Below are 13,399 nucleotides of genomic sequence, written 5' to 3' on the forward strand. Positions count from 1 at the left end.
ATTAGTTCGACCCTTACTAAAGGGAAAAGGTGCTGAAACCTTCCTCCTCTTCTAACACAGTGATACTTAAGACGTTCGACCCTTACTAAAGGGAAAAGGTGCTGAAACCCGAAAATGGTCGTAGCCAGCAGATCCTTCAATGTTCGACCCTTACTAAAGGGAAAAGGTGCTGAAACAATGCCGCATGGTGGGCAACCAACATGAAAAATGCCGAGTTCGACCCTTACTAAAGGGAAAAGGTGCTGAAACAATAATATGTGTCCTCCCAGTAAGGACACGATTTTTGCTGTTCGACCCTTACTAAAGGGAAAAGGTGCTGAAACTTAGTCCGGTTGTCCCGGCTAATTTGAACATCTAAAACAAGTTCGACCCTTACTAAAGGGAAAAGGTGCTGAAACATAAGGTTTATAGTAATTACCATCACCATTAGTACATAGAGGTTCGACCCTTACTAAAGGGAAAAGGTGCTGAAACTTTCGGAAATACTGCTTAATAGTCCGCCCAAAAAAGTTCGACCCTTACTAAAGGGAAAAGGTGCTGAAACCGACAGAGAGATGGATCGAAGGGTTCTGGACAAAAAGTTCGACCCTTACTAAAGGGAAAAGGTGCTGAAACGCATAAAAGCAGTCGATTGTATTTCGGCTGCTTTTTTAGTGGGCTTTGACAAAAAAACTGAGGAAATTTAATCGATTTAACTAAGTCATATAAAAAATCATATAGAACCAACCCAAACTCATATCTAAACTCCAATAGCCCATTGGCAGCATAGAAACATAGCGGATTAATGCGCTATAGCCTTTAACTCAAATAAGCCTATGACTGCTATTTATTTGATGCGATCGCCTACGATTCTGAAAGCTAAACGGCAAGTCTTTGAACTGTGGTATCAGGAGCGATTGGAGTATCGGATTCAGGCCAAACTGACGAGTCATATTGTGGTTTGCCACGGTTGCGAACTCTCCGGTGAGGCGACGGCATTGGCATTGTCTTATCAGTTGCCGGTGTTGTTTCTCGATGCTGATTATCGGTATTTGGGACGGCTTCATCTGGAATCCCCGGCTCAATATCTATCTCAACAACTGCAACGAGCATCAGATGCGGAGTTTTGCCAATCCACCGCAGAACGAATCGTGAGTGCAACTCTGCACAACCGTCAAGCCTTGTTGCTGTCTTTAGCTTCTGGCTGTTGTCCCACGGTCGAAATCGCCCTGGAAGCGATCGCCTTCTTCCTGGATGAGATTCCCAATGCCAATATCGAACAACTGCGCCGGTATTTCGCCACCATCAATCAAGTGTACTATCCAGCTTTGCGCGAGTGGCTGTGGCTAAATGCCGCCGTAGAACCCGCCGCCGTGAATCAGTTTTTCCACCTGAGTCAGGCGCTGTTAGAACAGGTGGGGTTAGGGTTGGTCCTGGAAATGGGACTCGACCCCGAACTGGGCGGATTGCACCTGAGCGATGGAGAAAATCTGCCTCTGGTGCGGGATTTGATGCTGGAGTGGTCGGTGGTGTTAGTGGACCGGGTGGCAATGCGGTTTGCCTTGTCTCATTCCAATTTTTTGGGCAACAGCAATGGCAATGGTCACGGCAACGGCAATGGCAACGGTCATCATCACGGTCATCCCCTGACTGATTTGATAACGGCCTGGGAGCAACAACTAGCGACAGTTGCGACGAACAAAAAAACCTATCGTCAATGTCTGTGGCATCAAATCCGACATTACCGGCGCTGTTTGTGCAGTGATACCCCATACCGTCCGGCATTGCTGAAGTGGACTCCCCGGGAGATGAGTGCGCCTCAACCGTCTTGGCGAGGGACTCAGGTCTCTGAGTATGATAACCCGCAGCCTTGGAAACTTGAGTCTATCCCCATGAGCTAAATCTGATTCCTAGGGTGGTCAGGGATGTTCATATTGCGTCCCCTAACCTCTAATTTTATAGAGGAGACCACCCTACAAATTAACTGAAATCTAACATCAACCTCTAAGGTGAGCGATGTTTTATTTGATTTGTTACGACATTACAGAAGACAATCGCCGCAACCGAGTCGCCAAGGTGTTGGAAACCTACGGAATGCGGGTACAACAGTCGGTATTTGAGGCGGTTTTAAATGAAACTGAATATCATCAACTACAAGCCCGCTTACTCAAGCTCCTCAACAAACGACAAGACCAATTGCGGTTTTATCCCCTGTCTCCCGCCAATCGCGATCGCATTGTAATTTTAGGGAGACAACCGGAGTTTACGGTGGATGCTTTAACGTTTATTGTTTAAGGACTGAGGCGGTTGAAACGGACTGATTCTCTCAATTTGTGATGATTTTTACCGAATGCTAGGTCAATCAATTAATATCAATAGTTTTATCTATGACTGCAATAAAAATCAACAAAAATTTGCATAAGTTATTGAATAAATTGGCAAAAATTTGAGTAAAATCAAGGGAACGTTTAGAATACTGAATTTGAATGATGACTCCATTACCCGAAGCATTACCCAATTGGTACGAGGTTATAGAAACCGAGGACCGAGGTTGGACTCCGCAAACTTCTGATATCGTCGATAAGCCAGAAAATAAGGAAATTAGACAAGCCTGGAACGGTACTTTTTATCCACCGGAAGCTAAGGAATATAGCGTTTCTTTGTCAAAATTGCAAATCCTTAGCCCCTTGCAAGTGGGGGGAGGCAGTTTCCCCGAAGGTGGGATTTTACCGGCGCAGGTGGGGGGAGTGCCTTGGATACCGGGTTCCAGTATTCGCGGGGCGTTGCTGCAGTGGTTAGTCAGTCGGTGGAGTGAGTTACCTGCTGAGGAACAAAGATTTTGGGAAACTTTAGTTGAGGGAGATAAAGGTGGATGGGCACCTCGAAAAATCCGGTTTGAAAGTGTGTTTCTCAAAAAAGAGTTAGAACCGTTTCCCCTCTATTCTCAACAATGCTGGCAGATTTATAATCAACCCAGCAATAAACTGGGGATTCAGTGGCAGGTTTCTCCCACTACTCCGCCTACGAATCCGTCCACATTTGCGGTGCAAGTGTTACTCTCGACTCCACCGAGTCAGACGGAGAAACAATGGCTGACTCAGCGCTTAGAAGAGATGTTAAAAGAGCAGGGGGTGGGACGGGGCAAGGCTTCTGGGTTTGGACGGATTGGGCGATCGTATCCTTTCACCAGTCGGTGGGAAATTACTCTCACCGGGACCAAACCGACGGCACAACAGCAAGTGGTTAAAGAGGGGAAAACGGTCCAACATGGCATCTATCGCTGGACGCCGCAAGTGCTGCGCGCCACTTTACGAGGTTATTTTACCCGAATTGCCTTGTCCTTACTGTCTCCAAATGACACCGAGACCCTCACCTCTAAGCTATTTGGGGGGTTTAGTTCTCCAGCGCGATTGACCTTAACCAGTTATTTGACCCAGAAACAGCGATCGGGCAATGCGGGAAAAGGTTATACAAATATTCCCGCCCAAGATGCCCATAGCACTTGGATCATTCGAGCGGATTGTACTCCAGAATTTGAGGATTTAATCGACAATTTATTAAATATTGCCAGTCGCATCGGCGGGTTAGGACCGGGATGGCGTCGTCCCCCCCATGTTTTGAGCCGGTTTAATGGGTATCGCGGGAATGAATTTAGCCTGACGCCTTCCTCCCCAGAAGCGATCGGCACCTTAATCCAGACGGCGCGAGAAAAGATTCGTCACCTCGCCCAGGAGTATCAACTGAGAACTTTTGCCCAACCCAAAACGGTCTCCAGTGGGATTGTCAGTATATGGCAGGGAGGACGGGAGGCATGGGAGGAGATTGTACATGGTGTCTGTAGCACGGGCAATTCGGGTAAACCCTCCTGGTGCGGCAGTTCTAGCACGCGCCCCTCGGGTTATGCGGTGCGCGAGTATGCAGAATATTCCTGGATTACGGTGTTCGACCCGCAAGTAGAAGAGGCCCTACCGGACAAGGGATTTACCCAAATCTGGCCGACTTAACTGCATCTGTCCCCTCAACTCATTCCCCGGAGGGCCCTGCTATGCCGACTCTTGCGAAGCTCATCCAAAATCGCCGAAACGACCTAAATGCGTTCGGAGCCTCGCCGCCTTATCCAGCAAGGGTTTCACGACTCCAATTTCTCCCGCTTATCGTCCACTGTAGCAACAATTTTCCCGAGCCTCGCAAACCCCCCCTGGAACCCCCACCAGGCAAGGCGTTGGAAGGCAGGGGTAGCGACCTTCATTAGAAGGAAAAGGTGCTGAAACAGGTGGAAGAGTAGCCCTAAGATTTCCCTAAGGGTAGTAGGTAGCGACCTTCATTAGAAGGAAAAGGTGCTGAAACTAGCCAGAACCTTTGAACCCTCAAACGAAATTAAAACCCCTTGTAGCGACCTTCATTAGAAGGAAAAGGTGCTGAAACGCTTTAAAGATTATTTGTAAGCTCTTACTATTTAATTGTAGCGACCTTCATTAGAAGGAAAAGGTGCTGAAACCTAATAACTTGAAACCTCCTCCTTCAGAGATAATCTCCACATAGTAGCGACCTTCATTAGAAGGAAAAGGTGCTGAAACAAGAATAGCTGTTTCCATCCAATCCATGGGGGAGCTATATGTAGCGACCTTCATTAGAAGGAAAAGGTGCTGAAACAAGAGCTCAGATGTTTGATAGACCAGCTACCATGTAGCGACCTTCATTAGAAGGAAAAGGTGCTGAAACTCCATAATACTCTTCATCGATAGCGGTCAACATCTTGACCATACGGAATGTTTCCCGTTTAGTAGCGACCTTCATTAGAAGGAAAAGGTGCTGAAACTTTTTAGGAGTGGAGGTAAACTATCTACCCAAACTTGAAGTAGCGACCTTCATTAGAAGGAAAAGGTGCTGAAACTAGAAGAAATATGACATTCACAGCAGCATCCACAGTACTCGTAGCGACCTTCATTAGAAGGAAAAGGTGCTGAAACGGCTCAAAAAGTTTGTTTTACCTAAGTTTAATAAGTAGCGACCTTCATTAGAAGGAAAAGGTGCTGAAACTGTTGCATTCAATCTGTCTAACCTTCTCTTGCTTGAAGATGTAAGTAGCGACCTTCATTAGAAGGAAAAGGTGCTGAAACTATCTATCTTTCTTAACTTCTTCTAGGGTTACGAATATCCCGTAGCGACCTTCATTAGAAGGAAAAGGTGCTGAAACTCACCGGGGTAAAGTAACCGCAGTTTAAAATAAACTTTACCGTAGCGACCTTCATTAGAAGGAAAAGGTGCTGAAACTTGATGCCCCCAAACAGCTTTACCCCTCCGGCTGGTAGCGACCTTCATTAGAAGGAAAAGGTGCTGAAACTTGGTATCTTCTACGGAGAAGATATTGATTTCGTGTAGCGACCTTCATTAGAAGGAAAAGGTGCTGAAACCAGAAGTGCTATAGAAGCACAGAGGAATGGGTCTAACCCCAACTGTAGCGACCTTCATTAGAAGGAAAAGGTGCTGAAACAATGGGTCTAATCCCAACTCTTCGCTATAGGCTAGAGTAGCGACCTTCATTAGAAGGAAAAGGTGCTGAAACAATACGGCATTTTGTGCAACCTTGCGCCTTCCTTTAAAGTAGCGACCTTCATTAGAAGGAAAAGGTGCTGAAACATAGGGGACAACGCTACTGTCTGGGAAAGTTCACGGGCAAAATCGTAGCGACCTTCATTAGAAGGAAAAGGTGCTGAAACCCGAATATTTGAACCTGAACACACCCGTCAACCCACTGAGGAGCGACCTTCATTAGAAGGAAAAGGTGCTGAAACTTAGTAACCTGGCCGCCTTGTTGCATTAGTGCCATAAATACCTCCTAAAGGAGCGACCTTCATTAGAAGGAAAAGGTGCTGAAACAATGCCAGGAGTATAGCTAGTTGAATATACCGCACTCTTTGGTAGCGACCTTCATTAGAAGGAAAAGGTGCTGAAACATCTCTTGGGGGGCGTAAGTTACCACGATGTAGTAACCCCCGTAGCGACCTTCATTAGAAGGAAAAAGTGCTGAAACATTTAAAGGGACAATAGCCATGTTTTTCTCAGCTAACATAGCGACTTTCATTAGAAGGAAAAGGTGCTGAAACTTTGTAACCTCGAAATCGGGGCGATAGAAATAACTAATTGGGATGAGTAGCGACCTTCATTAGAAGGAAAAGGTGCTGAAACAACTCGCAAAGTTGCTGGCACTCTAATTGAGCATCTGCCTTAGTAGCGACCTTCATTAGAAGGAAAAGGTGCTGAAACCGATCAAGCTTGTTCATGTAGAACTCGCCAAAATCCTTGTAGCGACCTTCATTAGAAAAAAAAGGTGCTGAAACAGGACAGATTTGCCCCAATCTTGCTGATTAACATAAGACTTGTAGCGACCTTATTTTCCAGACAAAACAATATGACTATCACCTCCAGGCCGTCTAAAATTAAAATTCCCCAAAAGCCGATCGCTCAGATTTGTCAGGATTACCATATCCGCAGACTCGCCCTTTTCGGTTCGATTCTGCGGGATGACTTTCGTCCGGATAGCGATATCGATATTCTGGTTGAATTCCAACCGGGAAAAACGCCGGGTTTTGGTTTCATTGACATCCAAGACCGTCTCAGCAATTTACTCGGACGGACTGTGGATTGGAATACTCCCCAAGACCTCAGTCGCTATTTTCGCGATCGCGTGGTTTCTGAAGCTGAGGTGATTTATGGTGAACCGTGATGCAGTACGACTACAACATAATGATGGATGCTGCCCAAAAAACAATTGCTTTCACCCATCAGCGAACCAGAGCAGATCTCGATCGCGACGAAATGCTGTCTCTGGCTGTGGTTCGGTTAGTGGAAATTTTGGGAGAAGCCGCTAAAAATGTTTCCGACTCGACCAAAGTGCGATCTCCAGATATCCCTTGGGGACAAATGACCGGAACGTGCGATCGATTGACTCATGCTTACTTTGAAGTCACCCTCGATATCATTTGGAACATCATTACGAACGAACTTCCATCTCTGATTCCCAAACTCGAAACTTTGCTGGACCAAACCGAAACTGAATAGCCGGGAGTTTTTATCCTGTTGATTTGAGGCTTTTAAGAGGCGGCAGAGCCGCAGGAGAGCATATCATGGCAGAGCCATGATACGAGGTGTGTTTTTGGGGGTTTAAAATACATCAATTACAATAATTTTTTTAGTCGGTTTTAACTGACTTGATTCTATTATACCGCCAAGGTTTTAACCCCCATCGGTGTATTTTTGTGGGTTTAAAATACATCAATTACAATATTTTTTTAGTCGGTTTTAACCGACTTTAGCGATTAGCTGGGGTTTTTAACCCCCAGCGTTTGTTGTGGGATGAGTCAGGGGGTGACGATTATGGGACCGTATTGCTCTCCTTAGCATCCTTCAACCGCATGGTCCAAAACTGAATGGTTTCAGAAATTTCCATTAATAAATCAGTCAACAACACCTGCTGATTGAAATTTAGCTGACGGAATCTGGTCTGAAATTGGTCTGTATTCATCTCTGGATTAATCGCCAATTCAGTCCCGGCAATTTTGCAGAGGGCGACTCGGGCGACACTCCAGGCAAAATAACGACGTTCCTGTTCAGAACCCACCGCAGCATTGGGCAACTGTCCCCCGAGTAAACGCTGCGATCGCGACATCGCCCAAAACCGCTCAACTCCCCAACTGGCAACATAGTCGGCAATGCCACTGGCAGCACCTTGCCAATCCTTCAATTGCTCAACTCCGGGATTGAGTAAATTAAAAACTTCCCGGTCTAATTCATAAGGCTGTACAGGCATTTTATCCTCCTATTCTCCAGTCTGACTAATCAGAATTCGCCCATATCCCACACTCCACAATCCCCCGAGGAAATGCTCTGAGTGTAAAAATTCCGCCCATTTCCCTAACTCTTCCACTTTGTTAGAGTCGCGAATGGTCCAACTGGTCATAAACACTGCCCCAGGGGGTAAACCTTCCACGGAAAACAGATTTTTGACCAAACTGCCATCGTCATCCGGTTCATCCTTCAAACTGACTCGCGGTTGCCGGACTAATCCCATATCCACGATTAAATTGATGCTATCGTTGGGAACAATCAGACGGCGGTTTTCGGGAATTTCTAATGGGGCGGGTAAAGGCTGTTGATAGTGATTGATTTGGGTTAACTTCAACCAACGCAGAAAAACGGTTTTGTTGTTCAACGCCGCATCGGTTGCATAAATGGTTTTATCTTGCAACAGTAAAGGATTTGCTCCTAATAATTGCTGATAGCGATTCAACCAGGCGGGACAACTGACCCACCAACTGCCATATCCCAAAACATGAACCGGCCACCAAACGGGCCACCCCCACCCGAGGGCAATATAACCCGGGGACATATTTTCATCTTGACCGCCAAACCAATTGCTCACATACTGTTGATACTCGGGACTATGTTCGGCGTGTTCGCGTAAGGCACCGCGTAGGGAACTGCCGGGGATAGCGGGAGTGCGATCGCTCAATCGAAAAATCGGATTGTTGTTCCCGCGAGAACTGCTATCCGCGCCACCAATATGCACGGGTTCACGACAAATCAACCATTCAGTTGCCATTGTTTTGCTTCTCCTCAAATAACCATAAATGTCCGTAACCGATGCAGTGGCGCTTATACTGATCCGGCAAGGGCGCGGATGTTTCTAACGGCGCTTGTCCCTCCCACAGGTAAACGGCACCGGCGGGAGTCATCCATTCCCCAGGGGTCAGGGAGGCAGTGGGACGGTTTTTGACCTTTTTCCAAGACTGCCAAGGAATCCCGACTTCGGCGGCATACCCTTTAATCGCAACATTGTCCGGGTAAGGAATCGAGAGACAATCCCCCGACTGCACCCATAGGGCCCCGGTCAATAACACCGCCCCAGTTCCTTGGAAACTCTCGGATTTTCCGTCTAACCAAGGGGCGTTAATTTTCTGGGGTTTGATGCTAACCGGGGTGCCCCCGGCCCCCAGAAAACTCCAAGGCGCTTCCGGGAGTCGTTCCTGTAGGTCATAGTTACCGATAATTTTCACCAAAATCGACCAACCCGGGTCCATTAAGGTGGTCTTTTCCGCAAAAAACCCGCCTTCCTCTTTTACTTGGAAGTCTTGGCGACTGTTGTGACTGAGGGTGAGTTTTTGCCAAGGCAACTCGCACAAGGAGGGGTTCTGTGCTGGATTGCTTAACTTTCCTACTTTCCAGAGTTGCTTGAGACTCTCTCCGAGAATCAGATAACGACCCCCGATGATTTCAATGGAGGCATTTTCATGTTGGGGTTGCCTTTGCCAGCGATCGCCGGACCAAACCATCCGAAATATCTCCGATGGCATCTGCTGGGGTGACTCTAACCGATAGACGGGCAAAGGCAAGGTGACATAAACCTTTCCGCCCGCAAACCAAAAGGGCCCCCAAAGGGTGCAATCCGTGGGCAAGTTCAAACAGGCGGCCAATTGATGACCATTAGGGGGCCACCGGCAGTCTACTTGACCGCTATTTTGTCCGACTGGGGTCAAGTTGCCGATCGCCACGGTTCCTGCTGGGGAAATAGAATACCAAGATTCCGCTAATTCACTCATCGGTTAGTCCCCCCAACTCGTTCGACCCATTTTTCCCGTTCCCGTTGTTGTCGCGCCAGAAATCCCATGATGCTAATCCACCCAATCCACCAAGACCAATTTTCCAGTTCTTCTCGATAATCATTTCCTGCGATATGGCGAATCATTTCCCAAGTCAACTCAATGCCGACACTCGCCCAGAGGGTTTGGATTAAATCCTGGACGGTGCGAAGAGAAGATTGCTGTAATCGAGTGCTTTCCATGTATGACAACAGCTTTTCCCAGCGATTTAAGTCGGTTTTTCCCTGATGCTGGAGGGGAACTTGAATCAATAATTCCCACAACCGCCAAGGACAAACCCAGTCTAAGGATTGACCACTATTGAAAATCACTTTCACACAGACGCGATCGCGCCCTTGATTTTTCGCTTGTTTATAGGCATCATTTAACCCGCGATGCCATAAGGACTGAGGAATCCGCCGTTGGGCAATTACCACCCCCAAGCTAAAATTCATCCGCTGTCCCGGCACCGGATAAATCTCCTCTGTTCCTGTTCGTTTTACCCACCCATCTACCGCCGAATTTAAGGGTTGAGTCAGGGGAGAAACTTCCCCCCGCCAGAGACGATATAAATCCGTCGTCAGGGACACCGCTTCAGTCAGGGGTCCCAACAACAGAAAATCATCCCCCCCGGCAAAAATCACTTTGCCGTTGTGATGTTGTTCGGTTAAGGGATACAGCAGTTGATTCCAGCATCCAAATAACAAAGACAAGTCCAGAATATGGGGCAAATCCAGTTGCCGAGTCGCATTGGCGGGGATTGTCGGCGGGTCGATACCCAACTGGGCGATCGCCTCTGGAGTGGGATGCCACCGGGACCAAGGCAACTTTAAGGTTTTATACTGGTCCCCAGAGAGCCATTTGCCCATATTGTCCCCATCGCCACGCCATCCCACGGTCCATTCAATCGCACTTTCCCACCCTTTAACCTGCTGTTCCCACTCCTGGAGTTGGGATTCTTGTTCCTTCTTCTGGGTGAGGTTTGTGGGGTCTTCAGGAGAGAGAAAATCTTTCAGATACCGTCGTTCTAGGATTCGGGGTTCGGCAAAATTGGGTGAGTTTGGGCGATCAACTTTGGGCATTCCCCATTCATAACTGGGGTCACGATTGAGATAATATTCATGCCAAAATGCCACATTTGCATTCCACAAGTCAGCATCGATGGTATCAACCACCCAAGCGGCAGCAACCGTCGCGCGATCGGGGAATTTACCCCAAGGGCAAGCGGGGGGAGTTTTGTTCCATAATCGTTCTAAAGTGGGTTGGATAATATCTGGAATGGACGCTAACCGGCGCACGAATTCGATACTATTGAGGCGATCGTCACTATCTATCAATCCTGAGAGGCGGTGACGACTTTCAGTAGAGGCCCGGGCCCACCATTCCGCTATTTGAGTATCGGGCAATCCCCAAGTTCCCCCTTGATGCACGGGTTTCAGACCCGGATGCCAGATGGACAAATATCCAGCGCTAGGGCTCGTCCGACCACCCCACCAAGTCCCCTGCCAATTGCGTCCTATTTTACGCGATTCGATGCGTTGATGCAATTCTTTAATATCATCATTTACCGTCTCTGGGACGCGGGGTGTACTTTCGGCATAAACGGACCACAAATAGCGATTATCTCGATGAATTACTTGCCATCCGGGACCATTGAGTAAACGCGGACTATAATTCTGGGAAACTTCTTCTTCTAATTCATATAAAAATCGGCTCCATTCTTCGGTGATAATGGTTTGAAAGTTCTCCAACCAGGTGGCATCTCCGGGATGTAACCCAGTAATCACATTCGGGAGTTCTGCCTGCCAAAAGCGATCGCCTTCAAAGGGTTCACCGCGCAACCAATTCAGCAACGGACAAGACTGATGCAAGGGTAGCAAGACTCGACCCTCACGTTCTTCCCACCGATAAATTGCCACACCGGTGAGATAATGGCATAACCAAGACGCAACCGCCCAATCGCGCAATCGTTCGCCACCCCCGAGAAAGTCTTGAACGGGTCCAAAGGAGAGGACGCCGAGGTGAGTTAAGTTAGGACTAGCTGCTGCTGCAACTTGCTCACAAGCTTCGCGAGATGCACCGCCTCCCCACCAAAATTGCGATCGCATCACGGTGGAGGGTTGCCATTCTCCACTCACCGGATGTATAGAAATTTCCGGGGAAGCATCAGGCAAATTTTGATAAAGTTCCCGTTGTCGAATCAGCCAATCTTCGATATTCATCTATAAATTTTCCTCAATTTCTCCAACCAGTTGACGATAGGTATCGGCGCGGTTTTGTACCTCCTCAGTTAATCCAGCAAGGCTGATAATATAGTTAAGCCAATTAACGGCAACTTGCGCGGGATGTTCGGGGCGGTCAAATTTTCCCAAATCTAGGGTTCGTTGGTTTAATTCCTTATCAATAATATCTCCTAATAAACTATGGTAAAGCTTATTCCGGATTTGAGTAAATCCTAGACAATTTCCTTGGGGGACTGCAGTTAAGGTCCATCCGTCTTGTTGAGCATTGGTCCGAACATAGAACTGTTCAAACTGACTCCAATTTGGTTGTAACGCCATAGAATCTAATGGAAAAGGATAACTATTACCAAACAATTCAAGTTCTGATTTTGTTCCGTTTAAACACTGCATAATTTGAGAAATTGGGGCGCGGTTAATCTCCAGTCTTTGAGAAGGGTCCATAAATTTAATCCCTCTCCATTCATACTTGCCCTTTCCCTGCTTTTCCACCAACAGAAAAATCACTAATTCAAACGCTCCAGCAACACGCAAATACCAGTGCATCCACTGACTGCGCTCACGAAAGGCTTGCTCACTCCAGAGGGCGATCGCCACCCGTTCGATAATTCCCTCTCGTCCCGTCAAACCAGTTCGTCCGGTTAAATTTAAAGAAACCGCCCGGTCCAATTGTTCTAAATCATCGACTAACTTTGCATAATTTTTTAATGGAATAGCAGCAGCGGATGGAGTTAAAGCTGTAGTTGTAGCGTGATGATGACTTTTTAAGATTTGCAAAGCCCCACTAAAATCCTGAATCTTTAATAATTCCCGGATTTGTGGCACTTTCAAATGCCATTGCCAATGGATTCCAGAATGGGGCTCACATTCTAATTCTTGCTCAGAAACATAAACAAAATCAATGGGAAGTCCCGCCAGCTTGCCCTCAATTCCCCATAAATATAATGCCCCACTGAGGGCTGGGGTACCACTGCTATGCTGGACGGTAATTTTATCAATGGGGCTAGGCTCTCCCTCTTGAGGATGAAAATAGAGCTGATTTTTTTCATCCACGGTAATCAGTTTGGTAAAAACTTGTTCTATCTTTTGCGCCATACCTTCCCAGTCTGCTGCACCATTGGCAACAGCAGCGTCGATTTCCAGAGGCAGGAAATAGCAGGGAATGTTATGATCTTCACACCATTTACCCAAAATGTCTTGCCACCAAATCCCATCAGCAGCGACGACATTCCATCCTTCGCTATCGTTCCGCTGGGATTGCCATTGACGCTGGTCTGTTAGTACAAAACACCACAAGGGTCCGCTAGAGTCTTCCGATGCTTCCGTGACGAGGGGGCTTTCTAAGATTCTTCTGATAATGGGGAAATCAACGCGATTAATCTCTAAAAGTAAGTCTTTGTTGCATTCTGCTTTATCTAAAATATCTTCTAAAGTATAGCTAGGACTCAGGGTATGAATCCCCCAATTGTTATCAACATAGATGTCACTATTCCCTAATACTTGTAAAATCAATGAAACCATATTACACTCCTGTTTTTAACA

Annotated in this window: 10 protein-coding genes and 2 CRISPR repeat arrays (1 of these 12 only partly in view); of the genes, 5 read left to right on the plus strand and 5 right to left on the minus strand. The window is 47.0% G+C overall.

Going from position 1 to position 13,399, the window contains the following annotated elements; genetic code table 11:
* A CRISPR array of direct repeats spans window positions 1-615; the repeat unit is 35 nt; unit sequence GTTCGACCCTTACTAAAGGGAAAAGGTGCTGAAAC (it extends 646 nt beyond the left edge of the window).
* Between the two features lie 200 nt (window positions 616-815).
* The 5 genes from cas1 (at window position 816) to NG792_RS07865 (ending at window position 7,041) form a co-directional block, all read left to right on the plus strand.
* On the plus strand, window positions 816-1,880 hold the full coding sequence (gene cas1, locus NG792_RS07845; protein WP_261235053.1) for a CRISPR-associated endonuclease Cas1: 1,065 nt from the start codon (window positions 816-818) through the stop codon (window positions 1,878-1,880).
* A gap of 115 nt (window positions 1,881-1,995) precedes the next feature.
* Entirely contained in the window at window positions 1,996-2,274 is a 279-nt protein-coding gene (cas2, locus tag NG792_RS07850; protein WP_261235054.1) for a CRISPR-associated endonuclease Cas2, read from the plus strand.
* Window positions 2,275-2,465: 191 nt separating this feature from the next.
* Window positions 2,466-3,983: an RAMP superfamily CRISPR-associated protein gene (locus NG792_RS07855; protein ID WP_261235055.1), complete on the plus strand. Its 1,518-nt coding sequence runs from the start codon at window positions 2,466-2,468 to the stop codon at window positions 3,981-3,983.
* Window positions 3,984-4,214: 231 nt separating this feature from the next.
* Window positions 4,215-6,320: a CRISPR direct-repeat array (repeat unit 36 nt; unit sequence GTAGCGACCTTCATTAGAAGGAAAAGGTGCTGAAAC).
* A 71-nt stretch (window positions 6,321-6,391) separates the two neighbouring features.
* Window positions 6,392-6,706, plus strand: a complete 315-nt coding sequence (locus NG792_RS07860) for a nucleotidyltransferase family protein (protein ID WP_261235056.1) — start codon at window positions 6,392-6,394, stop codon at window positions 6,704-6,706.
* Window positions 6,706-7,041 carry a HepT-like ribonuclease domain-containing protein gene (locus NG792_RS07865; RefSeq protein WP_261235057.1) on the plus strand — a complete coding sequence of 112 codons (336 nt, stop codon included), beginning with the start codon at window positions 6,706-6,708 and terminating at the stop codon, window positions 7,039-7,041. The genes NG792_RS07860 and NG792_RS07865 overlap by 1 nt, the downstream gene beginning before the upstream one ends.
* Before the next feature lie 313 nt (window positions 7,042-7,354).
* Here NG792_RS07865 and NG792_RS07870 read toward each other — a convergent pair whose 3' ends face one another.
* The 5 genes from NG792_RS07870 to NG792_RS07890 are packed head-to-tail and all read right to left on the minus strand — an operon-like array spanning window position 7,355 to window position 13,378.
* On the minus strand, window positions 7,355-7,789 hold the full coding sequence (locus NG792_RS07870) for a hypothetical protein (protein WP_261235058.1): 435 nt from the start codon (window positions 7,787-7,789) through the stop codon (window positions 7,355-7,357).
* A gap of 9 nt (window positions 7,790-7,798) precedes the next feature.
* Entirely contained in the window at window positions 7,799-8,581 is a 783-nt protein-coding gene (locus NG792_RS07875; RefSeq protein ID WP_261235059.1) for an RAMP superfamily CRISPR-associated protein, read from the minus strand.
* Entirely contained in the window at window positions 8,571-9,578 is a 1,008-nt protein-coding gene (locus NG792_RS07880) for a hypothetical protein (protein WP_261235060.1), read from the minus strand. The genes NG792_RS07875 and NG792_RS07880 overlap by 11 nt, the downstream gene beginning before the upstream one ends.
* Window positions 9,575-11,839: a Cas10/Cmr2 second palm domain-containing protein gene (locus NG792_RS07885; RefSeq protein ID WP_261235061.1), complete on the minus strand. Its 2,265-nt coding sequence runs from the start codon at window positions 11,837-11,839 to the stop codon at window positions 9,575-9,577. Before NG792_RS07885 ends, NG792_RS07880 begins: the two co-directional genes overlap by 4 nt.
* Window positions 11,840-13,378: a hypothetical protein gene (locus NG792_RS07890; protein ID WP_261235062.1), complete on the minus strand. Its 1,539-nt coding sequence runs from the start codon at window positions 13,376-13,378 to the stop codon at window positions 11,840-11,842.
* Between the last annotated feature and the right edge of the window lie 21 nt (window positions 13,379-13,399).

Origin of the sequence: Laspinema olomoucense D3b, from assembly GCF_025370785.1 — a bacterium.
GTDB classification, from domain to species: domain Bacteria; phylum Cyanobacteriota; class Cyanobacteriia; order Cyanobacteriales; family Laspinemataceae; genus Laspinema; species Laspinema olomoucense.